Genomic DNA, 23,045 nt, shown 5'->3' with positions numbered 1-23,045 from the left:
CCGTCCCCTGTGCAGGTCGGCGGGGGCGCTCAGCTCTGGAAGAGCTCCCAGCCGCGCCAGTCGACGAGCCACTGGGCGCCGCCGAGCAGGCAGCAGACGGCGACGGCGAAGAAGAGGAAGACCCACACCGCGGCCGGAACCCGTGTGAGGCGGGCCAGTTGGTCGGCGTCGGAGTCGGGGGCCTGGCCGTGGCGACGCTTGGACTGGAGCTCGAAGACCGGGCGGAGACCGCCGAAAAGGAGGAACCAGACGACGGCGTACGCGAATCCGGCCTGTACGTCGGAGTCGGCGAGCCAGGAGACGAGGAGGAAGGCCGCGCCCGCGACGAGGACGGTGAGCACCCCGTAGGCGTTCCTGATCATGACGAGCATCGCGACGAGCAGCGCGGTGGCGCCCCACAGCAGCGCTGTGATGTGACCGCTGCCGAGGAGCGCGGCGCCGCCGAGCCCGAGGAGGGAGGGCGCCGTGTAGCCGGCCGCCGCGGTGAGGACCATCCCGGCGCCTGTCGGTCGGCCGCGGGAGACGGTGAGCCCCGAGGTGTCGGAGTGGAGGCGGATGCCGTCGAGCCGTCGGCCGGAGAGGAGCGCCACGAGTCCGTGGCCGCCCTCGTGCGCGATGGTCACCGCGTTCCGGGCTATGGGCCAGATCCGCGGCGGCACCACGGCGAGCAGTGCGACGGCGGCCATCGCGAGGACGAGCCACTGGTCCGGGTCGGGCTGTCCGCCGACGACCCGGTCCCACACATCGGTGACGCTCGAATTGTCCATGCTGTCCCTCCCCGGACCCTCAGGTCCCGCTTGCGTTGCCGAGCCCTGCGCCGCCGGGGGTGGGGAACCGCTTCGACGTGCGGGGGCACCGTGGCAGTCTGGCACCCATGTGCGGAAGGTACGCAGCCAGTAGGGCGCCGGAGGATCTCGTCGGACTCTTCGACGTGGAGCGGTGGGAGCCGAGCGAGACACTGGCACCGGATTGGAACGTCGCGCCGACGAAGCCCGTCCACGCGGTGCTCGAGCGTGCGCTCAAGGGGCAGGAGGCGGACGGTTCCGGGCGGCCCGTACGGCAGTTGCGGACCTTGACGTGGGGGCTCGTGCCGAGCTGGGCGAAGTCCCCCGACCTCGGTGTGAAAATGATCAACGCCCGCGCCGAGACGGTCCACGAGAAGCCCGCCTACCGCCGCCCCTTCACCGCGCGGCGGTGCCTCCTGCCGGCCGACGGCTACTACGAGTGGGAGCAGCGCCCGGCGTCCGAGGGCGAGGAGGCGCCGAAGGGCGGAAAGCGGGCGAAGAAGCAGCCGTACTTCGTCACGCCGGCCGACGGTTCCGTGATGGCCATGGCCGGCCTCTACGAGTTCTGGCGCGACCCGACGCTCCCTCCCGACCATGCGCAGTCCTGGCGCGTGACGTGCGCCGTGCTCACCACGGCGGCCGAGACCGCGCCGTTCGCTGGCGCCGACGGCGGTGCGGGGCCGCAGTCGCTCGCCGACATCCATCCACGGATGCCGCTCGCGCTCCCCGCCGACCGCTGGGACGCCTGGCTCGACCCCGCGCACACCGAGGAGGAGTCGCTCCGCGGCCTGCTCGCGCCGCCGCCGGAAGGTGGGATGCGCGCCTACCCCGTCTCGATGCGGGTCAGCAACGCGCGCAACAACGGGCCCGATCTCGTGACGGAGGCCGGGGAGGCGGGCGGCGTCGAGGAGCCGCAGCCCGAGGGCACCCTGTTCTGAGTCCGAACCCCCGGCCGGCCGCCGCCACTTGCCCGTCCCCGGCACGGCAGGATGCAGAGCATGGACAAAGAGACGATCGAGACCTCGGCGGGTACGGCCCGCGTCACCTGGCACCCCGCCGAGGACCCGCGGACCGTCCTCGCCCTCGGTCACGGAGCCGGCGGCGGTGTCGAGGCGCGCGACCTCGCGGCGCTCGCCGGTGCGCTTCCGCGCGCTGGTGTGACGGTGGCGCTCGTCGAGCAGCCGTGGCGGGTGGCGGGCAAGAAAGTCGCTCCCGCTCCGAAGACGCTCGACGCCGGCTGGCGCGAGGTGTGGCCGGCGCTCCTCGCGGCCGGGGTCCCGGTGGTCGCCGGCGGGCGCAGCGCGGGGGCGCGGGTCGCCTGCCGCACGGCGGGGGAGCTCGGCGCCGAGGCGGTGGTGGCGCTCTCGTTCCCGCTCCACCCGCCGGGGAAGCCGGAGAAGTCCCGTGCGGACGAGTTGCTGGGCGCGGGGGTGCCGGTGCTCGTGGTGCAGGGGGAGCGCGATCCCTTCGGGAGGCCCGAGGAGTTTCCGGCGCTCCCCGCCGGGTGGGAACTGGCCGGGGTGCCCGGTGGCGACCACGGGTTCGCCGTGCCGAAGCGCGGGGGGACGACGCAGGAGGAGGCGCTGACGGTGCTCACCGACGCGGTGGCGGGATGGACCGAGCGCCTGGGGAGTTGACCTTTCACGTGTGCGCCCGCACAGCTCGGGGAGGCGCGGGGTGCGGAGGTGCCGAGGCCCCAACGCGCCCTGCGGCCGCGGGAATGCACCGTGCGGTCCTGCTGTTGTGCGAGGTGTAGGTGCCGTGAGAGGGCCTATGCGTGACCGTCCGCGTACACCCTGTCGAGCAGCAGTATCACGAGAAGGAGCCGCCCGTATGGGTTCTGTCGCTTGCCCGGAGCGTCCTCAGGCCGCTGACCTGGACTGGGCAACGCTGGCGCTGTCCGGTGACTCGAAGGTTCGAGCGGCGGGCACCGCGGATCGTCGTCTATTCTCCGATTCGGGCGAACCTGCGATCGGGTTCGCCGCAGTTCCGGAGAAGGAGGTGGGTCCGGTCGCGCGCACCGAGGACGGCTCAGACGCAGAGCAGGAGACGGAGGAGGAGCGGAGCGCTCGCTTCGAGCGTGATGCGCTCGCCTTCCTGGACCAGATGTATTCGGCGGCCCTGCGGATGACGCGGAACCCGGCCGACGCGGAGGACCTGGTGCAGGAGACGTACGCGAAGGCGTACGCGTCGTTCCACCAGTTCCGGCGGGGCACCAACCTCAAGGCCTGGCTGTACCGGATCCTCACCAACACCTTCATCAACAACTACCGCAAGAAGCAGCGGGAACCCCAGCGGAGTGCCGCCGAGGAGATCGAGGACTGGCAGCTCGCGCGCGCCGAGTCGCACATGTCGACGGGGCTGCGCTCCGCCGAGGCGCAGGCGCTCGACCACCTCCCCGACTCGGACGTGAAGCGCGCGCTCCAGGAGATCCCCGAGGAGTTCCGGATCGCGGTCTACCTCGCCGACGTCGAGGGCTTTGCGTACAAGGAGATCGCGGACATCATGGGGACACCCATCGGGACGGTGATGTCCCGGCTCCACCGCGGCCGTCGTCAGCTACGCGGCATGCTGGAGGACTACGCGCGCGAGCGCGGGCTCGTACCGGCGGGTGCCGTGTCCGACGGGTCGCGCGAGGGGAAAGGCTCAGGCTCATGAGTTGCGGAGAGCCGCATGAGACGGAGTGCTCGGAGGTGCTCGACCACCTCTACGAGTACCTGGATCAGGAGATGCCCGACCGGGACCGTGCCAAGTTCCGGGAGCACTTCGACGAGTGCTCGCCCTGCTTCGAGAAGTACGGCTTGGAGCAGGAGGTCAAGAAGCTCGTCCGCCGCTGCTGCGGCCACGACGAGGTTCCCGCCGACCTCCGGGCCAAGGTGATGGGCCGGATCGAGGTGATCCGCGCCGGGCAGCAGTCCGGCTCGGCGGAGCGTTGCCCGGACGAGGAGGGGGCCGCTCCGGCGTCCGGGGAGGGCGCCGCCGAGGAGGGCACGTCCGAGAGCCCGAAGGCCGGCCGGCTCGCCGAGTGAGCCCCGGGGCGGTGAACGCCCCTGCACGCGGCGACGGCTCGGCCGGTCGCCTCGTCGAACTCCCCTGCGCTGCGGTCCCGTTGGGGCGTGCTTCGATGCGGCCCGCCGCTGTGAACCGTCAAGCCCCCTTACGGGGCAGCGCGTTGACGCTGCCGTGCGCCGCGCGCGTTGCCCGTCCACCCGTTCCCCACGGCCCGAACAGGCCGTTCCCGCGCCGCGCTTGGGGCCCGGAACTCGCGACCGCGACCCGTCTTCGCACAACCGCACGCACACGCTGCGTGCCTGCCCCTGCGCGGCGCGCACTCCCGCTGCCTGCGCCGCCGTACGGATACGTACGACGGAGTGGACGCGTACCGCCCGTCCGCGGCTACCGGGGGTGACGGCACTCACCGAAGGTTCACGAGAAGAACCCCAACTCCCTTGAGATTCCCTGCCGGATGGCGGGTAGGCACTCACTGGCGGCGCTTCGGGCGAGGCGCCGGACGCACTGCCGAGCAGGCCGCCCGACGCTCGGGTAGTGCGCGCGCACCCGGGCGGGCATGGTTGGATGCGAAACGGGAAACCCGCGTACCGCGCACGGCCGCCCACGCGGGCGGTGACGGCGGGGACGCAGACCGCGAGTGCGGCGCAGAAAGCCCAGCAGCCAAGCGACAGGCGGGAATCAGGCGGGACACTGTGAGGATCTTCGGCAAGGTGCGGCATCGGCCCTCCGCCTCGTGGCGGCAGGCCACCGACCGCGCGTTCACGCTCATCGGGGACGGGCGCTACGAGGACGCCGGCGCCCTGCTCTCCCGTGCGGCCGATCTCGAACCGTGGCTCTCCGAGTCCTGGTTCAACCTCGCCCTGCTGCACAAGTTCCGGCACGACTGGGAGCAGGCGCGCTCCGCCGGGCTCCGCGCCGTCGCGCTCCTGGAGCGCGAGGAGGGCGCCCCCGACTGGTGGAACGTCGGCATCGCGGCGACCGCGCTCCAGGACTGGCCCCTCGCCAGGCGCGCCTGGCAGGCGTACGGGCTGCGCGTCCCCGGCGAGACGCACGGCAGCGGTGCGGCAATCGAGCCGCGGGACATGCAGTTGGGCAGCGCCGCCGTGCGTCTCTCGCCCGAGGGCGAGGCGGAGGTCGTCTGGGGTCGGCGGATCGACCCGGCGCGCGTCGAGGTGCAGAGCATCCCGCTGCCCTCGTCGGGCCGGCGCTGGGGCGAGGTCGTCCTCCACGACGGGGTGCCGCACGGCGAGCGCACCACGTCGGCAGGCCCGCGCTATCCGGTCTTCGACGAGATCGAATTGTGGGCGCCCTCGCCCGTGCCCACCTGGGTCGTGATGCTGGAGGCCGCCTCCGAGGCCGACAGGGACGCGCTGGAACGGCTCGCCGCCGAGGCCGGGTTCGCGGCCGAGGACTGGTCCTCGTCGGTCCGCCTCCTCTGCCGCTCGTGCTCGGAGAGCGCCATGCCAGCCGACGAGGGCGACGGCGCCCCCCAAGCCGACCCGCACGACCACAGCTCGCCCGGCCACCCGGGCCCCCTCGGTCACATGACGCAGGGCGGCCCCGGAGAGATGTGGGTGCCCGAGCGCGAGTGCGGCCTCGCGGCGCCGCCCGGGCTCGTGCGCGGACTCCTCGACGGCTGGGTCGCGGACAGCCCGGACACCCGCGAGTGGCGCGATCTGGAAGAGGTCTGCTGAGCCCTCGCGCCGCCCCGTACCCTGTACGGCGACAGATCTGTGTGAGGAAGGCTTACGGCGGCATGGCGCAGCAGCAGGGTACGAAGTCCGGTTCCGTCTCCGCGGAAGGCGGAACGGAGTTCGTCGACGACACCAAGGACGCGGGGAAGCGCGAGTCCGCTCATCGGGAGCGGGGGACCGCTCGGCCGATCACCGTCGTCGGTAACCCGGTCCTCCACCACGAGTGCAAGGACGTCACGGAGTTCGGCGGTGAACTCGCGTCGCTCGTCGACGACATGTTCGCCAGCCAGCGTGCCGCGGAGGGCGTCGGGCTCGCGGCGAACCAGGTCGGCGTCGATCTGAAGGTCTTCGTCTACGACTGCCAGGACGACGAGGGCGTGCGCCATGTCGGCGTCGTCTGCAACCCCGTGCTCGACGAACTCCCCGCCGCCCAGCGGAACCTCGACGACTCGGGCGAGGGCTGCCTCTCCGTCCCCGGCGCCTCGATGGAGCTGGCCCGCCCCGACTACGCGGTCGTCCGCGGCCAGGACGCGGAGGGGAAGCCGATCGCCGTCCGCGGCACCGGCTACTTCGCCCGCTGCCTCCAGCACGAGACCGACCACCTCTACGGCTACCTCTACATCGACCGCCTCTCCAAGCGTGAACGCAAGGACGTCCTGCGGCAGATGAGCGAGTCGACGCCGCGCTACGAGACGGTTCCCAACGCCTGACACACCCCGACGACGGTGCCGGCGCCCCCGCCCGGGCGCCGGCACCGCGTGCGCTCAGAAGTCGTCGTCCAGGCTGACGGAGCCCTCGACGGCGACCTGGTAGGCGGAGACCCGGCGCTCGAAGAAGTTGGTGAGCTCGTCGACGTTCTGCAACTCCATGAAGGAGAACGGGTTCTGCGCCCCGTACCGCGTGGCGAAGCCGAGCCGTGCGAGCCGCTGGTCGGCGACGGCCTGGAGGTACGCGCGCATCGATTCGGTGTTCATGCCGGGCAGCCCGTCCCCGCAGAGGTCCTCGGCGAACTGGAGCTCGGCGGCGACCGCGTCGTCAAGCATCTGCACCACCTCCTTCTCCAGCTCCTCGTCGAAGAGTTCGGGCTCCTCCTCGCGGACGGTGTCGACGACGTCGAAGGCGAAGGACATGTGCATCGACTCGTCCCTGAAGACCCAGTTGGTGCCGGTGGCGAGGCCGTGGAGCAGCCCGCGGGAGCGGAACCAGTAGACGTAGGCGAAGGCGCCGTAGAAGAAGAGCCCCTCGATGCAGGCGGCGAAGCAGATGAGGTTGAGGAGGAAGCGGCGGCGGTCCTCGCGGCTCTCCAGCCGCTCGACCGGTTGGGACCCGCTGCCGTCCTCGCCTTCGAGCGCGGCCATCCACCGGAAGCAGAACTGCGCCTTCTCGCGGATCGACGGGATGTTCTCCACGGCGGCGAAGGCGCGGACGCGCTCGTCGTGGTCGGGGAGGTAGGTGTCGAGCAGCGTCAGATAGAACTGGACGTGGACGGCCTCCTCGAAGAGCTGCCGCGAGAGGTAGAGGCGGGCCTCCGGCGAGTTGATGTGCTTGTAGAGCGAGAGCACGAGGTTGTTGGCGACGATCGAGTCGCCGGTGGCGAAGAACGCGACGAGCCTGCTGATCAAGTGCTGTTCGCCGGGGGAGAGTCGGGCGAGGTCGTCGAGGTCGGAGTGGAGGTCGACCTCCTCGACGGTCCAGGTGTTCTTGATGGCGTCGCGGTAGCGCTCGTAGAAGTGCGGGTAGCGCATGGGGCGCAGGGTGAGTTCGAAGCCCGGGTCGAGCAGGTTCCGTCGGCCGGATTCCTCGCGTGCGTCGGCGGTCGTGTGGTCGGCGGCGGTGGTCACTGGCATGCCTCGCAGGTCTCGGGGTTCTCAAGGGAGCAGGTGTCGGCGGCCTGTTGGCCGGTGGCGGCGGTCTCCGCCGTCGCGCCCGCGGCGGCACGTGCGATCCGGGTGGCGGGGCGCGAGCGCAGGTAGTAGGTGGTCTTGATGCCGCGCTTCCAGGCGTACGCGTACATCGAGCTGAGCTTGCCGATCGTCGGCGAGGCCATGAAGAGGTTGAGGGAGTGGCCCTGGTCGAGGTATGGGGTGCGTGCCGCCGCCATGTCGATGAGGGCGCGCTGCGGCAGTTCCCAGGCCGTGCGGAAGAGGGTGCGGAGGTCCTCGGGGAGGCCCTCCAACTCCTGGACGGAGCCGCCGGAGGAGCGCAGCGCCTCGCGCGTGTGCGCGTCCCAGAGCCCGCGCTGCTTCAGCTCTTCGACGAGGTACGTGTTGACCTGGAGGAACTCGCCGCTGAGCGTCTCGCGCTTGAAGAGGTTGCTCACCTGCGGCTCGATGCACTCGTAGGCGCCGGCGATCGCGGCGATCGTCGCCGTCGGCGCGACGGCGAGGAGGAGCGAGTTCCGCATGCCGGTGCGGGCGACGCGGCCCCGCAGCGCCTCCCAACGCGCGGGCCATGCCGAGGAGTCGGCGTGCTCGGGGTAGTGGTCGGGGTGGAGGACGCCCCGCGCCGTGCGGGTCTCCTCCCAGGCGGGGTGCGGGCCGTGCGCCTCGGCGAGCTCGGCCGACGTCTCATAGGCGGCGAGCATGATCCGCTCGGCGATGCGGGTGGAGAGCTCCCGCGCCTCGGCGGAGTCGAAGGGGAGCCGGTTGCGGAAGAGGACGTCCTGGAGCCCCATCATGCCCAGACCGACGGGGCGCCAGCGGGAGTTGGAGGCCGACGCCTGCGTCGTCGGGTAGTAGTTGGTGTCGACGACGCGGTCGAGGAAGCGCACCGCGGTGCGGACGGTGGCGTCGAGGCGCTCCCAGTCGACGTCGCCCTCGGGCGTGAGGTGCGCGGCGAGGTTGACGGAGCCGAGGTTGCAGACGGCGGTCTCGTCGTCGCCCGAGACCTCCAGGATCTCCGTGCAGAGGTTGGAGGAGTGGACGACGTTGCCGGGCAGGGCCGTCTGGTTGGCCGTGCGGTTGGCGGTGTCCTTGAACGCCATCCAGCCGTTGCCGGTCTGCGCGAGGGTGCGCATCATCCGGGCGTAGAGGCCGCGCGCCGGGACGGTGCGCACCTGCCGTCCCTCGGCCTCGGCGCGGCGGTAGGCGGTTTCGAACTCTTCTCCCCACAGGTCGGTCAACTCCGGTACGTCGGCGGGCGAGAAGAGCGACCAGTCGGCGTCGGCCTCGACGCGGCGCATGAACTCGTCGGGGACCCAGTTGGCGAGGTTGAGGTTGTGGGTGCGGCGGGCGTCCTCGCCCGTGTTGTCGCGCAGTTCGAGGAACTCCTCGATGTCGGCGTGCCACGTCTCCAGGTAGACGCAGGCGGCGCCCTTGCGGCGGCCGCCCTGGTTCACCGCGGCGACCGAGGCGTCGAGCGTGCGCAGGAACGGGACGATGCCGGCCGAGCGGCCGTTGGTCCCCCGGATGAGCGAACCGCGGGCGCGGACGCGGGAGAAGGGGAGCCCGATGCCGCCGGCGTACTTCGAGAGGCGTGCGACCTGGTGGTAGCGCTCGTAGAGCGAGTCGAGCTCGTCCTTGGGGGAGTCGAGGAGGTAGCACGAGGACATCTGCGGGTGCCTCGTGCCGGAGTTGAAGAGGGTGGGCGAGGAAGGCAGGTAGGCGAGGCGGCTCATCAGCGCGTACACCTCGGCGACGTCGGCGACCGGGTCCGGAAGGCTCTCGTCTGCGAGGCCGCAGGCGACGCGGAGGAGGAAGTGCTGCGGCTGCTCGACGACTCGGCGGGTGCGGGGGTGGCGCAGCAGGTAGCGGGCGTGGACGGTGCGGAGGCCGAAGTACTCGAACCGGTCGTCGGCGCCCTCGGCGACGGCGTCGTCGACGAGTGCGTCGAGCCGCTCGGCGTGCCGGGCCGTGAACTCGGCGGTGCGCGGGGAGATGAGGCCCTCGCGCAGGCCGACGGCGATCGAGGCGGAGAAGGAGACCGCGCCCTGCGCCGCGCTCTCGTCGCGGATCGTACGGCTCAGCAGGCGGGCCGCGAGCCGGGAGTACGCGGGGTCCTCGGCGATGAGCCCCGCCGCCGCGTCGGTCGCCAGGTCGCGGAGCTCGGCGGCGTCGGCTCGGGGGCCGCGGCTGCGGAGCGCGGCGGCGGCGACGCGGCCGGGGTCTGTGGCGGGGAGGTCGAGGGTGAGGGTGGTGAGGGTGCGCAGCAGCTCCTTGCCGGCGGTGTCCTCGGCCGCGTCCTCGCGCGGCGCGGATGGACGCGGAGCGGCCAGCGCGGGTTCGGTTCCGGCCGTCGTCGTCATGGAGTGGCCCTCCTTGGCTCATGGGCCTCGGAGGGTCGCCACGCGCACGGGTGTCACCGCACGCGTCCGCCGGCCCAATCCCCGAGGCCCGGTGCGTCGTCGAAACTGCCGGCAGGTGACCGGACTCGCGCCCGCGGTGCCTGGGCGGCACGCGGCACGCTCACCGTTGCGGGACAGTCCCGGACTTGCACCGGGTTCCCCTGCGGCGGCAGCGGGGACGAGCATACATGTGGTGGAGGGTCTTGCTGAGCCCTGCTAGATGTTGTGCCGGATCTCCGGGTGCGGGAGGGGCAAGGCGAAGCCCCACAGCGGCACTTCGGGGACGGGACGCCAGTCGAGCGCGGGGTCCCTGGCGAAGCCGAGGCGCTCGTAGAGCCGGTGGGCCGTACGCATCGCGGGCTGGGTGGAGAGCACCACGCGACGGAGGCCGAGGTGCCGCGCGCGCTCCACGCAGGCCCGCACGAGGGTCTCGCCCACGCCCCGTCCGCGTGCCTCGGCCGCCACCGCCAGCATCCTGAACTCCGCCTCGCCGGGCTGCGCGACCTCGGCGAAGGCGCCGCCCGCGACGGCGAAGGTGACGGTGCCGAGCGGCGGCCCCTTCGGCTCGGAGGCGACGAGCAGCTCGGCCCCGGCGGCACGCCGCGCGGCGTCGGCGAGGGTGTCGAGGTACGGGTCCCCGGCGTCGAGGAGGCCGTCCACGCGGTAGGCGGCGGCGGTGAGTTCGCCGACGGCCGTCAGCTCGGCGTGCCCGGCCGCCCGTACGGTGATGTCCATGGAGTCCATGATGGGGCGCCCCACTGACAGGGGCGTCCCCTCCGCGCGGATCGGCGGCCGGATCACGCCACGGGTGCACGCTCCTCGCGGCCCGAAGCCGCGGTTCCGACACGGGAGTTCGGCGGGTCGCCCGCGTCCGCCGCGTAGTCGTCCGGGCGGGTCTCGTCGATGCCGTCGGGCGCCCTGACGGCCCGCAGGAGGATCGTGGCGGCGACGGTGACCAGCACGTCGAGGACGAACGCGGTGGTGCCGATGTACCCGATCTCACCGATCAGCGGGATCTCCGCGTTGCTACCGCCGAAGTGCGCCTGCGTGGGGCCGGCGACCCCGTACGCGGCGAGTGTGCCGTAGACCATGCCGACGGCCCGGCCCGCGATCAGCGGCCACCGGTGGAACCAGCGGGTGGAGAGCCCGCCGACGAGCGCGGGAGGGTCTGGAGAATCTAAGTGCCGTAACGCACGTAATTCAGAGGAGGGTTGGGTGCCCGTCACCCGCCGTCCGTCTAGCGGACGCCGGTGTACGGGACGTCCTCTCCAGGGCTTCTGCCGTACACCGGCGGGTGTGTGACGCCGTGTCCGAGGGGCCGCCGCGCACGGCGACCCCTCGGTGCTCTTGCAACCCGACGTCAGCAGCAGCGGAAGCCTTCCGTGGGGTCGGCCTCCCGTGCGTCGGTGCGCTTCCGCTCGAACTCCCTGCGCGAGGGCACGGCGGCGTGCGGATCGTGGTTGCGCAGGTGCGCGACGTACCGCTCGTAGGCGGACTCGTCGGTGAACTCGCGCGTGTACCAGCGCATCCAACGCGCGGCGCGCCGCAGCGTGTTCATCCGCTCTCTCCCCTCTTCTCGCTTCCCTCGGGCGAGCCGGTGCCGACGGCGGCGAGCTCCTCCTTCTCCTCCTTCGTCGCGATGAGTCCGGCGGGGGCCACCAGCTTCGACTGCTCGTAGGGCGCCTCGTGGAGCGTCGTACCCGCCGGGTTGCGGATCGCCTTGATGCAGACGCGGGTGCAGTCGGCGAGGACGAGGATCACCAGTACGGCGAAGAGGGCGGCGAGGGTGCCGGTGACCGTGGAGTTGGTGACGACGGTGTGCATGTCGTCCATCGACTTCGCGGGCGCGAGGACCTCGCCGCGCTCGATCGCCGCCTGGTAGTCGGCGCGCTGCTGGAAGAAGCCGACCGCCGGGTCGCCGGAGAAGACCTTCTGCCAGCTCGCGGTGAGCGTCACCACGGTGTCCCAGGCGAGCGGAATGCCCGTGACCCAGGCCCACTTGAGCCGTCCCGACTTGATCAGCAGCGTCGTGCAGACGGCGAGCGCGACGGCGGCGAGCAACTGGTTGGCGATGCCGAAGAGCGGGAAGAGCTGGTTGATCCCGCCGAGCGGTTCGTGGACGCCGACCCAGAGGAAGTACCCCCAGACGGCGACGATCGCGGCGGAGCAGATCCAGATGCCGGGCAGCCAACTCACCCTGCGGAAGGGCTTGATGACGTTGCCGAGCATGTCCTGGAGCATGAAGCGACCCACCCTGGTGCCCGCGTCGAGCGCGGTGAGGATGAAGAGCGCCTCGAACATGATGGCGAAGTGATACCAGAACGCCTTCATCCCCGCGCCGCCGAACACCTGCGAGAAGATCTCCGAGACGCCGATCGCCAGCGTCGGGGCGCCGCCCGTCCGCGACAGCAGCGAACTCTCCTCGACGGCCTTTGCCGCTGCGGCGAGTTCCTCGGGCGAGATCGTGTAGCCGAAGTTCGCCACCGCCTCGGACGCGGCCTGCACGTTGTCCCCGATCACGCCTGCCGGCGCGTTCATCGAGAAGTAGAGGCCGGGGTCGATGATGCAGGCCGCGACCATCGCCATGATCGCGACGAAGGACTCCATCAGCATCGACCCGTAGCCGATCATGCGGATCTGCGTCTCCTTCTGCACCATCTTCGGAGTGGTGCCGGAGGAGATCAGCGCGTGGAACCCGGAGAGCGCGCCGCACGCGATCGTGATGAAGACGAAGGGGAAGAGCGAGCCGGCGAAGACGGGCCCGTCGCCGACGGAGGCGAAGTCGGTGATGCCCTCCATCTTCAGCGTCGGCAGCGTCACCAGGACGCCGATGGCGAGGAGGCCGATCGTCCCGACCTTCATGAACGTCGAGAGGTAGTCGCGCGGTGCCAGCAGCATCCACACCGGCAGCACCGAGGCGATCACGCTGTAGACGAGAATCCAGATGACGAGCGTGCCGGGGGAGAGGGTGAAGGTGTCGGCCCACGAGGACTCGGCGACCCACCGGCCCGCGACGAGCGCGAGCAGCAGCAGCGCGATCCCGATCAGCGACACCTCGGTGACCCGCCCCGGCCGCAGCACTCGCAGATAGAACCCCATGAAGAGGGCGATCGGGATCGTCATGCCGATGGAGAAGGTTCCCCAGGGCGACTCCGCGAGCGCCTCGACGACGACGAGCGCCAGCACCGCCAGCAGAATGATCATGATCGCGAGGACGGCGACGAGCGCCGCCGCACCCCCCACGGGTCCGATCTCCTCGCGCGCCATCTGCCCGAGCGACTTCCCGTCGCGGCGCATCGAGAAGAAGAGCGTCACCATGTCCTGGACGGCCCCGGCGAGGATCACACCGGCGACGATCCAGATCGTCCCCGGCAGATACCCCATCTGCGCCGCGAGCACGGGCCCGACGAGCGGTCCCGCTCCGGCGATCGCCGCGAAGTGGTGGCCGACGAGCACCCTGCGGTCGGTGGGGTGGAAGTCGACGCCGTTGTTGAGGCGTTCGGCGGGCGTCGCCCGGTTCTTGTCGACCTTCAGCACCTTTTTGGCGATGAAGCGCGAGTAGAAGCGGTATCCGATGGCGTACGAGCCGAGCGCGGCGGCCACCATCCAGACCGCCGACACCTCCTCGCCGCGGGCGAGCGCGAGCATGGCCCAGCCGACGGCGCCCACGAGCGCTACGGCCGTCCATATGATGACGGAACGTGGTCTTACAGTGCGCACCCGGTCGTCCTCCCGTCGGCGCGGCACCGCCCGTCGGGGCCGCGGCCGGCGGGCAGGCGCCCGGTGTCGCTGCCGGCCTCGCGGGGCGGTGGATCGGCTTGTCCGGCAAGGACCGTAGAACAGCGCGAAGATCAACGCTATACCGTGGCGCAGGGAACTTCCGCCGGTCGGCAGGGTGTTCGCGGCACAGGCGCGGCACCGTTCAGGCGTGCGCGCCCGGTTCGGGGCCGCGGACGCCGAAGTGCGCCTCGCCCGGCGGCCGCTGCAGCGTCGCGGTGAACTTGTAGCGGTCGCCCCTGTAGACCGAGCGGACCCACTCGACGGGCTCGCCGGAGGTGTCCCTGGAGTGCCGCGACAGCAGCAGCATCGGCAGCCCGACGTCGGTGCCGAGGAGCGACGCCTCGCGCGGCGTCGCGAGGGAGGTCTCGATCGTCTCGGCTGCCTCGGCGAGGTGGACGCCGTAGACCTCGGCCAACGCCGTGTAGAGGGAGGTGTACTTCACCAGGCTGCGCCGGAGCGCGGGAAAGCGCTTCTGCGAGAGGTGGGTCGTCTCGATCGCCATCGGCTCCCCGCTGGCGATCCGCAGCCGCTCGATCCGCAGGACGCGGCCGCCGGCCGGGACGTCGAGGAGGCCGGCGAGGCGGTCGTCGGCGGTGACGTACCCGAGGTCGAGGAGCTGCGAGGTGGGTTCGAGGCCCTGGGCGCGCATGTCCTCGGTGTACGAGGTGAGTTGGAGCGCCTGGGAGACCTTCGGCTTTGCGACGAAGGTGCCTTTCCCCTGGATGCGTTCGAGTCTCCCCTCGACGACGAGCTCCTGGAGCGCCTGGCGCACCGTCGTCCGCGAGGTGTCGAACTCGGTGGCGAGGGCGCGTTCGGGCGGGACGGGGGTGCCGGGCGGCATCGTCTCCGTCATTTCCAGCAGGTGGCGCTTGAGTCGGTAGTACTTCGGAACGCGCGCGGTGCGGCCGCCGGGGGCCGGCTCGGAGGAGGCGTCGGCAGGGGTGCTCGGGGACCGGCCTGACGTGTCGGGTCCCTCCGAACTCGCTGCACGCCCCTGGGTCTTGCGTCGCGCTGCCGTCACCGGCTCCTCCGTGTACATAGCGGCTCACATGGTGCCACGGGCCAGAACCCGCGAGGCGTCCCAGCTCAGGTGTCGTTCCGATAACGGAAGCGACAGCGAGCTTTATACACCGTTGACACCCCTATAGGTCTAGGCCAAGCTGCGGGCACTGGTCTAAACCATTAAAGTCCAATCCCGGCCCAGGCGCATCACGCACCAACTGACTGCCGTGCGGCAGCCGTTCGCCGAGGCGGGGGGTTTCGGGCATCCCCGAGGAGGGTGGCGTGAAGCGCAAGCTGATAGCGGCAGTCGGTGTGGCATCCATGATCGCAGGGGTGGCGGCGTGCGGTTCGGACGAAGGGGGCGCCTCGGCGAAGGCCCCGAAGGACCGCGACGAGACGCTGACCGTGTGGCTGATGAACGACGCCGAATCCACCTGGCCCGAGCTGGTCAAGGACGTCAACAAGCAGTTCAAGAAGAAGTACCCCAAGGTCAAGGTGAAGGTCCAGTTCCAGCAGTGGGGCGACAAGACCAAGAAGCTCGACGCGGCGCTCGGCGGTGACAAGTTCCCCGACGTCGTCGAACTCGGCAACACCGAGACCATGACGTACATCCTCAACGGGGCCCTCGCCGAGATCGACCCCAAGAAGTACGAGAACTCGGACAGTTGGATCCAGGGGCTCAAGGACACCTGCACGTACGAGAAGAAGCAGTACTGCGTGCCCTATTACGCCGGAGCGCGCGTCGCCATCCACAACAAGGACATGTTCAAGAAGGCGACCGGCTCCGAGGACGTGCCGGAGAGCGAGGAGAAACTCACCTCCGCGCTCGACAAGCTCCAGCAGGAGTACGGCTCGGACAAGGCGTTCTCACCGCTCTACCTCCCCGGCAAGTACTGGTACGCGGCGATGTCGTACGTCCACGCCTTCGGCGGCACCATCGCCGAATACGACGACGGCAGCAAGGAGTTCAAGGGCGCGCTCAGCAAGCCCGAGTCCGTCAAGGGCCTCAAGCACTTCATGAAGCTCGTCAACAAGTACAACCACGCCGACCGGACCAAGGACGAGCAGGACCACGCCAACGTGATGGCCAACGAGAAGGCGGCCATGATCTACGGCAACGGCTGGGAGGCGGGCAGCGTCGTCGAAGGCGAGTCCGGCAACCCGAAGCTCAAGGACAAGATCGGCACCGCGGTGATGCCGGGCCCCGGTGACAAGCCGCTGCCCTCCTTCATCGGCGGCTCCGACCTCGGCATCGTCGAGAAGTCCGAGGTGCAGGATCTCGCGGAGGACTGGATTTCGATGTACACCAGCGCCGACTCGATGAAGGTGCTGGCGAAGAAGAAGATCCTGCCGAACAACACCGCGCAGCTCGAGCCGCTGAAGAAGGACCCGGAGACCGAGGCGGCGGCGAAGGCGGTCCCGTACGCCTGGTTCACGCCGATCGCCCCCGGCTGGACGGCCGTCGAGAAGCAGAACGTGCTCACCAACATGCTGGTCTCCATCGTCAAGGGTGAGTCCGTCGAGGCCGCGGCGAAGAAGGCCGACAAGAAGATCGACGAACTCATCAACAACGAAGCCTGAGCGATCCGAGCGGAAGGTCTGCGTAGTGAGCGCCGACACAGCCAAGACCGGTGTCGCCGCCCCGGAGGAAGCCCCCCGGAACAGCTCCGGGGGGCGCCCGGGGGACCAGGCGCGGCACGAGGGGCCGAGCAGCAACGGCCCCAAGCGCAGGGGGATTTCAGCCGTACCCCTGCCCTACCTGCTGATCGCTCCGGCGATCGTCGCCATCGGCGCGGTGTTCGCCTGGCCGCTGGTGAAGACCGTGATCATGTCCTTCCAGGACATGGGGAGGCGCGAGCTGTGGAGCGGTGACTCGCCACCCTGGGTCGGCTTCGAGCAGTTCGCCAACGTCCTCGGGGACTCCCAGTTCTGGTCGGTCACGGGGCGCACGGTGCTCTTCATGGTGGTCTGCGTGGGCGCCACCATGCTCGTCGGGCTCGGGCTCGCCATGCTGATGCAGCGCATGTCGACCTGGGTGCGGCTGCTGCTCACCGGCGCGCTCGTCGCCGCCTGGTCGATGCCGCTGCTCGTGGCGACGTCGGTCTTCCGATGGTTCGCCGACAGCGACTACGGCGTCGCCAACTCCCTTCTCAGCAAGCTCCCCGGTGTCGACTTCCAGGGTCACAACTGGTTCATCAACCCGTGGCAGGGCTTCACCATCATCGCCGCCGTGGTGATCTGGGGCGCCGTCCCCTTCGTCGTGATCACCCTCTACGCGGCGCTCACCCAGGTGCCCAGGGAGTTGGAGGAGGCGGCCCAACTCGACGGCGCGGGCTCGTTCGGCGTCTTCCGGCACGTCGTCTTCCCGGTGATCAAGCCGGTCTTCCAGATGGTCGCGACGCTCTCGGTGATCTGGGACTTCAACATCTTCGGCCAGGTCTTCCTGATGCGCGCCAACAAGCCGGAGCCGGAGTACCAACTGCTCGGCATCTACTCCTTCCAGAAGGCGTTCGAGAGCTCGTCGTTCAGCCAGGGCACCGCCATCGCGCTCATCACCGTCCTGCTGCTCGCCGGTGTCGCCGTGTACTACCTGCGCCAGCTTCTCAAGACAGGGGAGGTCGAATGAGTGCCGCCAACGCAACGGCGCCGAAGCCGGACGCCGGGACGGAGCGCCCGGCGGCCCGCAAGTCCTTCCAGCCCGACCGCAAGAAGCACCGCTTCGGGTACGACGTCCTCGGCCTCGTCGCCTTCGCGGTGATGGCCTTTCCCGTCTACTGGCTGCTGGTGAGCGCCTTCCGGCCGAACCGGGAGATCCGCTCCTACGACCAGACGCTCTGGCCGAGCTCGTTCACCTTCGACAACTTCGTCCGCGCGACCGAGACACGCTTCTTCTGGACCGCGATCCAGTCGAGCCTGATCATCTGCGTCACCTCCGTCCTCGGCGCGCTCGTCATCGGCACCATCGCCGCCTTCGCCATCGGACGGTTCAACTTCGTCGGGCGGCGCCCGTTCATGATGGTGCTGATCCTGGTCCAGATGCTGCCGCCGACGGCGATGCTCATCCCGATCTACGTGCAGCTCAACAACCTCGGCGCGACCAACGAGTACTGGGGCGTCATCATCGTCTACCTCGTCTCGGTGCTCCCGTTCACCACCTGGATGGTGCGCGGCTTCGTCGTCAACGTGCCCAGGGAGCTGGAGGAGTCGGCGATGGTCGACGGATGCAGCCGCATGGGCGCCTTCCGCCGGGTGATCCTCCCGCTGCTCGCGCCCGGACTCGCCGCGGCGTCGATCTTCGCGCTGATCACGGCCTGGAACGAGTACCTCTTCGCGTACGTGCTGCTGCAGGACAACGACAAGTACACGCTCAACGTCTGGCTGATGAACTTCACCACGGACCGCGGCACCGACTACGGGGGGCTGATGGCCGGCTCCGTGATCGTCGCCGTCCCGGTGGTCATCTTCTTCATGCTCGTGCAGAAGAAGATGGCGACGGGCCTCACCTCGGGTGCGGTCAAGGGATAGCGCCCGGTCAAGCTTGGCAGACCCGAAGGGATAGGCATTCCATGACGATCACCGTCGACACATCCACCCTCACCCAGAACGCCCTCGCCGTCCTGCAGCCCGGGTTCACCGGCCGTACGCCCCCCGACTGGCTGCTGCACCGCCTCGACGAGGGCCTCGCCTCCGTCGGGCTCTTCGGCAGGAACGTCCGTGACGCCGAGCAACTCGCGGCGCTCACCGAGCGGTTGCGCGAGGTGCGCCCCGAGGTGCTCGTCGCGATCGACGAGGAAGGAGGCGACGTCACCAGGCTCGAGGTCGGCGGCGGCTCTTCCTTCCCCGGCAACCTGGCGCTCGGGGAGGTGGACGACGCCGCGCTCACCCGCGGTGTCGCACAGGAACTCGGTCGGCGCCTCGCCGAGTGCGGCGTCGACCTCGACTGGGCGCCGTCGGCCGACATCAACTCCAACCCGGAGAACCCGGTGATCGGCGTCCGCTCCTTCGGGAGCGACCCGCAACTCGTCGCGCGGCACACCGTCGCCTACGTCGAGGGGCTCCAAGCCGCGGGCGTCGCCGCGTGCGTCAAGCACTTCCCGGGGCACGGCGACACCGCCGTCGACTCCCACCACGCCATCCCGCGCATCGACGCCGACCTCGACACGCTCCAGCGGCGCGAACTCGTCCCGTTCCGCGCGGCGATCGAGGCAGGCGTCAAGTGCGTGATGAGCGCCCACCTCCTCTCCCCGGCACTCGACGCCGAGCGCCCCGGCACCCTCAGCCCCGACGTGCTCACCGGCCTCCTGCGCGCCCCGCAGGAGGAGGGCGGCCTCGGCCACCGCGGCCTCGTCGTCACCGACGGCATAGAGATGAAGGCGATCTCCGCCGAGTACGGACTCGAGCGCGGCAGTGTCCTCGCGCTCGCGGCCGGGGCCGACGCGATCTGCGTCGGCGGCGGTCTCGCCGACGAGGAGACGGTGCTGCGGCTGCGCGACGCCCTCGTCGACGCGGTCCGCGAGGGCGCCCTCGCGGAGGAGCGCCTCGCCGACGCGGCGGCCCGCGTACGGGAGTTGGCGTCCTGGACCCGCGAGACCGCCCGCACGCCGCTCCCCGAACCGGACAGGGAGATCGGGCTCCGCGCCGCCCGCAGAGCGCTCACCGTGAGCGGCCTCGACGGATACCGGCCGCCCGAGGCCCCGTTCGTCGCGTCCTTCACCCCGCTCGCCAACATCGCCGTGGGCGACCAGACCCCCTGGGGCCCGGCCGCCGAACTCTCCCGGCTCCTCCCCGAGACGGCGACGGCGACGTACAGCGCGAGCGATGCGGACGACGGCACCGAGGAGCTGAGCGCGCGGGTGCTCCGTGAGGCGGGCGGGCGCCGCGTCGTCGCCGTCGTGCGGGACCTGCACAGGCACCCGTGGATGGCGCGGACGCTTCAAGGCATCCTGGCTGCACGCGAGGAGACCGTCGTGGTGGAGATGGGGGTTCCGCAGGCGCCGCAGGCGGGCGCCCTCTACCTCGCGACGCATGGCGCGTCCCGTGTCTGCGGGCGCGCAGCAGCCGAGATCATCGCAGGCGGGCCCCGCGCACGCTGAGCACAGGGGTCCGCCACCCACCGCACCAGGAGGCACCAGAGCATGACCGAGCCCTCGTCCCAGGCTTCAGAACCCGCAGAGCCGCACGCCCCCGGGCGGATCATGGCAGGTGAGATGGCGGAGCAACCGGCGGTACTGCGCGGGCTGTTGGAGGAGGCGGCCCCGGGCATCCGCGAGACGGCCAGGCTCGTCGCGGCGCGCAACCCGCGGTTCGTGCTGCTGACCGCGCGCGGTACCTCGGACAACGCGGCGCTCTACGCCAAGTACCTGCTCGAGATCGAGTTGGGGCTGCCGTGCGGCCTCACCTCGATGTCGACGACGACGGCGTACGGGGCCCGACCCGACCTGCGGGACTGCCTGGTGATCACCGTCAGCCAGTCCGGCGGCTCGCCCGACCTGGTCGCCTCGGCGCGCGCCGCACGGGAGTCGGGCGCGGTGACGCTCGCCGTCACCAACAACGCCGCATCGCCGCTCGCCGAGGTCTGCGAGTTCCACGTCGACATCCACGCGGGCGAGGAGAAGGCGCTGCCCGCGACGAAGACGTACACCGCCGAACTCCTCGCGCTCTACCTCCTCGTCGAGGGGATGCGCGGTGTCGACGGCACCCGGGCGGCGAAAGGCCTCCCGGAGCTGGTGGAGTCCGTCCTCGCCCGGCAGTCGGAGGTGCGCGGGCTGGCGGCCCGCTACCGGTTCGCCGAGCGGATGGTCCTCACCTCGCGCGGCTACGGCTACCCGACGGCGAAGGAGGCGGCCCTGAAGCTCATGGAGACGAGCTACATCCCCGCGCTCTCCTACTCGGGAGCGGATCTTCTCCACGGCCCGCTGGCGATGGTCGACAACGTTTCGCCCGTGATCGCCGTCGTCACTGACGGACGCGGGGGAGAGGCGCTCCAGCCCGTCCTCGACCGGCTGCGCGACCGCGGCGCCGACCTCGTCGTCATCGGCGCACGGTCCGAAGTCGACCGCGCCTCGGCCGGGTTCGCGCTCCCGACGGGCGACCTGCCCGAAGAGCTCCAGCCACTCCTGGAGATCCTGCCGCTCCAGATGCTCGCCTGGGAAGTGACGATCGCCCGCGGCCAGGACCCGGACGCGCCCCGCTCGCTCGCGAAGGTGACGCAGACCCGCTAGACGACCGGCCGCGGTCCGGGGCACGCAGGCGCGCCCCGGACCGCGGCCAAGCGTTGTGCCTCCCGCATGACTTCGGGCCGCGGCGCCGGGGCGGGACCCTCAACCCGCCCGGCACCGCAGCCCGGAGCACCAAGACCTCGGCGCAGTCAGGGCAGAGCGCGCCGCGGTCCCTTTCTGCCCTCCTGTGCGGGGAGGCCAGAAGACCTGTGTGCCCTCATTCTGGACTAGACCACCTGTCCTGTCCATGCCCAGTCCGCCGCGGATGTGAGCGCCTCCACAGGCGCCCACGGCCGGAGCTCGACGCCGCAGACGGCCGGGTACGCTCGGCAGCGTGCCCTCCATGAACGACCTCGTACGCCACCACACGGCGCTGACCGACTCCGACCTGGAGTGGCTGCATCAGCTCGTCTCCGAATGGCAGTTGCTCGCCGACCTCTCCTTCGCCGATCTCGTCCTCTGGGTGCCGACGCGGGACGGCACGCGCTACGTCTCCGTCGCGCAGATGCGCCCCAACACCGGCCCCACCTCCTACCAGAACGACATGGTCGGGCACCTGGTTCCCCGCGGCCGCCGCCCGCTGCTCGACGCAGCGCACGACGAGGGCCGGATCGTGCGCGAGGGGGACCCGGAGTGGCGCGAGGAGGTGCCCGTCCGTGTCGAGTCGATCCCGGTGCGCCGGGCCGGCAACGTACTCGGCGTCATCGCGCGCAACACCAACCTGCTGACGGTCCGCACCCCGAGCCGCCTGGAGCTGACCTACCTCCAGAGCGCCTCCGACCTCGCGCAGATGATCGCCGCCGGCGCCTTCCCCTTCCCCGGCCACCAGCTCGACATGGACCATGTCCCACGCGTCGGCGACGGCCTTATCCGCCTCGACGCCGACGGCATCGTCCAGTACGCCAGCCCCAACGCCCTCTCCGCGTACCACAGACTCGGCCTCGCGACCGACCTCGTCGGCCTCCACCTGGGTCAGGCGACGACCGAACTCGCCCCGGCGCGGGGCCCGGTGGACGAGGCGATGGTGAAGCTCGCCAGCGGGTGGGCGCCGCGGGGCGCCGAGGTCGAGGGCCTGGACTGCGTCGTCCAACTGCGTGCGATCCCGCTGAACCCCAAGGGCACCCGCATCGGTTCGCTCATCCTGCTGCGCGACATCACCGAGGTCCGCCGCCGCGAGCGCGAACTCCTCACCAAGGACGCCACCATCCGGGAGATCCACCACCGGGTGAAGAACAACCTCCAGACCGTCGCCGCACTCCTGCGGCTCCAGGCCCGCCGGATGGACTCCGCACGGGGCCGCGAGGCGCTCAACGAGGCCGTGCGCAGGGTCGGTTCGATCGCCATCGTGCACGAGACCCTCTCGCAGAACCTCGACGAGAGCGTGGAGTTCGACGAGATCGCCGACCGCGTCCTCGCGATGGTCGCGGAGATCTCCCCCGGCCGGATCACCGGCCACCGCAAGGGAGGCTTCGGCGTCCTCGGCGCGGACGTCGCCACCCCGCTCGCGATGGCCCTCACCGAGCTCCTCCAGAACGCCATGGAGCACGCGTTCGGCCCGGGCAAGCAGGGCGCCATCGAGGTGGTGGCCCTCCGCCGCAAGGACCCGTCGAGCGACGGCGACCACCTGCGCGTCACCGTCCAGGACGACGGAGCCGGCCTCCCCGAGGACTTCGACCCGCATTCCTCCGGCAACCTCGGCCTCCAGATCGTCCGCACGCTCGTCGAGGGCGAGTTGGGCGGCAGCTTCGACATGCTCCCCGTCCCCGAAGGCGGAACACGGGTCGTTCTGAAGTTCCCCGTGGCGGCCGTCGAGAAGCGCTGAGCCGCCCGATCACCTTCGCTGCCGGGCAGTTCGACTCATGCAGAAAAGCGCCGAGCCCCGTACCGCTCCATGGCGGTCGGGGCTCGACGCATCTCGTGTGCGCATACGCACCGGAAGACTCTGCGGGCTGCTTTCTCGGGGTGCAGCCGGTGGCAGGGCAGGGGCGTCAGTTCAGGCGGTCGCGGCGTTGTTCCGCGCCCTGTTGCGAGCGGCGCGGCGCTTCATTGCGCGGCGCTCGTCCTCGCTGAGGCCACCCCAGACACCGGAGTCCTGACCGGACTCCAGGGCCCACTGCAGGCACTGCTCCATCACGGGGCAGCGGCGGCAGACGGCCTTGGCTTCCTCGATCTGCAGCAGCGCAGGACCGGTGTTGCCGATGGGGAAGAACAGCTCGGGGTCTTCCTCGCGGCAAACGGCGTGGTGACGCCAGTCCATGTCTGCTACCTCTCC

The 23,045-nt window shown here is 70.8% G+C and carries 20 protein-coding genes, 1 pseudogene and 1 riboswitch; of the genes and pseudogenes, 12 read left to right on the top strand and 9 right to left on the bottom strand.

The window, feature by feature from the left end:
* Nucleotides 1–29: 29 nt before the first annotated feature.
* Nucleotides 30–767: a M50 family metallopeptidase gene (locus F603_RS0106070; RefSeq protein ID WP_019545121.1), complete on the bottom strand. Its 738-nt coding sequence runs from the start codon at nt 765–767 to the stop codon at nt 30–32.
* A gap of 107 nt (nt 768–874) precedes the next feature.
* On the opposite strand from F603_RS0106070, the gene F603_RS0106065 reads away from it, so the two are divergent.
* The 6 genes from F603_RS0106065 to def all read left to right on the top strand — a co-directional run bounded on the left by F603_RS0106065 (nt 875) and on the right by def (nt 6,201).
* Nucleotides 875–1,723, top strand: coding sequence for an SOS response-associated peptidase (locus F603_RS0106065; RefSeq protein WP_019545120.1), 849 nt, complete (start codon nt 875–877; stop codon nt 1,721–1,723).
* Nucleotides 1,724–1,783: 60 nt separating this feature from the next.
* Nucleotides 1,784–2,422, top strand: a complete 639-nt coding sequence (locus F603_RS0106060) for an alpha/beta hydrolase family protein (RefSeq protein ID WP_019545119.1) — start codon at nt 1,784–1,786, stop codon at nt 2,420–2,422.
* Between the two features lie 364 nt (nt 2,423–2,786).
* Nucleotides 2,787–3,443, top strand: coding sequence for a sigma-70 family RNA polymerase sigma factor (locus F603_RS0106055; protein ID WP_016907516.1), 657 nt, complete (start codon nt 2,787–2,789; stop codon nt 3,441–3,443).
* Nucleotides 3,440–3,814 carry a mycothiol system anti-sigma-R factor gene (rsrA, locus tag F603_RS0106050; RefSeq protein ID WP_037955346.1) on the top strand — a complete coding sequence of 125 codons (375 nt, stop codon included), beginning with the start codon at nt 3,440–3,442 and terminating at the stop codon, nt 3,812–3,814. Before F603_RS0106055 ends, rsrA begins: the two co-directional genes overlap by 4 nt.
* Nucleotides 3,815–4,489: 675 nt before the next feature.
* The gene (locus tag F603_RS0106045; RefSeq protein WP_019545117.1) at nt 4,490–5,491 is read left to right on the top strand and encodes a tetratricopeptide repeat protein; all 1,002 of its coding nucleotides are present in this window, start codon (nt 4,490–4,492) and stop codon (nt 5,489–5,491) included.
* Nucleotides 5,492–5,553: 62 nt separating this feature from the next.
* On the top strand, nt 5,554–6,201 hold the full coding sequence (def, locus tag F603_RS0106040; protein WP_019545116.1) for a peptide deformylase: 648 nt from the start codon (nt 5,554–5,556) through the stop codon (nt 6,199–6,201).
* Nucleotides 6,202–6,255: 54 nt separating this feature from the next.
* Here the strand turns inward: def and F603_RS0106035 are convergent, their stop codons facing one another.
* The 7 genes and pseudogenes from F603_RS0106035 to F603_RS31635 form a co-directional block, all read right to left on the bottom strand.
* Complete coding sequence (locus F603_RS0106035; protein ID WP_106431243.1) at nt 6,256–7,338, bottom strand: ribonucleotide-diphosphate reductase subunit beta; 1,083 nt, start codon at nt 7,336–7,338, stop codon at nt 6,256–6,258.
* Nucleotides 7,329–9,734, bottom strand: a complete 2,406-nt coding sequence (locus tag F603_RS0106030) for a ribonucleoside-diphosphate reductase subunit alpha (protein ID WP_019545114.1) — start codon at nt 9,732–9,734, stop codon at nt 7,329–7,331. The genes F603_RS0106035 and F603_RS0106030 overlap by 10 nt, the downstream gene beginning before the upstream one ends.
* A 114-nt stretch (nt 9,735–9,848) precedes the next feature.
* Nucleotides 9,849–9,934: riboswitch (cobalamin riboswitch) on the bottom strand.
* Nucleotides 9,935–9,989: 55 nt separating this feature from the next.
* Complete coding sequence (locus F603_RS0106025) at nt 9,990–10,508, bottom strand: GNAT family N-acetyltransferase (protein WP_026328175.1); 519 nt, start codon at nt 10,506–10,508, stop codon at nt 9,990–9,992.
* Between the two features lie 62 nt (nt 10,509–10,570).
* Nucleotides 10,571–10,936 (bottom strand): annotated as a pseudogene (locus F603_RS0106020) (sodium:solute symporter); the annotation flags it as partial.
* A 197-nt stretch (nt 10,937–11,133) separates the two neighbouring features.
* Nucleotides 11,134–11,331 (bottom strand): CstA-like transporter-associated (seleno)protein, encoded by a 198-nt coding sequence (locus F603_RS0106015; RefSeq protein WP_019545111.1) that lies wholly within the window; start codon nt 11,329–11,331, stop codon nt 11,134–11,136.
* On the bottom strand, nt 11,328–13,421 hold the full coding sequence (locus tag F603_RS0106010; protein WP_211231036.1) for a carbon starvation CstA family protein: 2,094 nt from the start codon (nt 13,419–13,421) through the stop codon (nt 11,328–11,330). Before F603_RS0106010 ends, F603_RS0106015 begins: the two co-directional genes overlap by 4 nt.
* Before the next feature lie 274 nt (nt 13,422–13,695).
* The gene (locus F603_RS31635; protein WP_019545109.1) at nt 13,696–14,592 is read right to left on the bottom strand and encodes a GntR family transcriptional regulator; all 897 of its coding nucleotides are present in this window, start codon (nt 14,590–14,592) and stop codon (nt 13,696–13,698) included.
* A gap of 245 nt (nt 14,593–14,837) precedes the next feature.
* Between F603_RS31635 and F603_RS0106000 the strand changes: the two genes are divergently transcribed.
* From F603_RS0106000 to F603_RS0105975, 6 genes are all read left to right on the top strand, one after another.
* Entirely contained in the window at nt 14,838–16,136 is a 1,299-nt protein-coding gene (locus tag F603_RS0106000; protein WP_019545108.1) for an extracellular solute-binding protein, read from the top strand.
* A 25-nt stretch (nt 16,137–16,161) separates the two neighbouring features.
* Nucleotides 16,162–17,181 (top strand): carbohydrate ABC transporter permease, encoded by a 1,020-nt coding sequence (locus F603_RS0105995; RefSeq protein WP_019545107.1) that lies wholly within the window; start codon nt 16,162–16,164, stop codon nt 17,179–17,181.
* Entirely contained in the window at nt 17,178–18,080 is a 903-nt protein-coding gene (locus F603_RS0105990; protein ID WP_019545106.1) for a carbohydrate ABC transporter permease, read from the top strand. The genes F603_RS0105995 and F603_RS0105990 overlap by 4 nt, the downstream gene beginning before the upstream one ends.
* A gap of 41 nt (nt 18,081–18,121) precedes the next feature.
* Nucleotides 18,122–19,648 (top strand): glycoside hydrolase family 3 protein, encoded by a 1,527-nt coding sequence (locus F603_RS0105985; RefSeq protein WP_019545105.1) that lies wholly within the window; start codon nt 18,122–18,124, stop codon nt 19,646–19,648.
* Between the two features lie 42 nt (nt 19,649–19,690).
* Entirely contained in the window at nt 19,691–20,776 is a 1,086-nt protein-coding gene (locus tag F603_RS0105980; RefSeq protein ID WP_019545104.1) for an SIS domain-containing protein, read from the top strand.
* Between the two features lie 340 nt (nt 20,777–21,116).
* Nucleotides 21,117–22,595 (top strand): sensor histidine kinase, encoded by a 1,479-nt coding sequence (locus F603_RS0105975; protein WP_019545103.1) that lies wholly within the window; start codon nt 21,117–21,119, stop codon nt 22,593–22,595.
* A 171-nt stretch (nt 22,596–22,766) separates the two neighbouring features.
* On the opposite strand, the gene F603_RS0105970 is transcribed toward F603_RS0105975, so the two are convergent.
* Complete coding sequence (locus F603_RS0105970; protein ID WP_016469673.1) at nt 22,767–23,030, bottom strand: WhiB family transcriptional regulator; 264 nt, start codon at nt 23,028–23,030, stop codon at nt 22,767–22,769.
* Nucleotides 23,031–23,045 lie beyond the last annotated feature (15 nt).

The sequence above is a fragment of the Streptomyces sulphureus DSM 40104 genome (assembly GCF_000381025.1).
GTDB classification, from domain to species: Bacteria; Actinomycetota; Actinomycetes; order Streptomycetales; family Streptomycetaceae; genus Streptomyces; species Streptomyces sulphureus.
The sequence above is the reverse complement of the archived record's forward strand: the minus strand, read 5'-3'. Positions and strand labels throughout refer to the sequence as shown.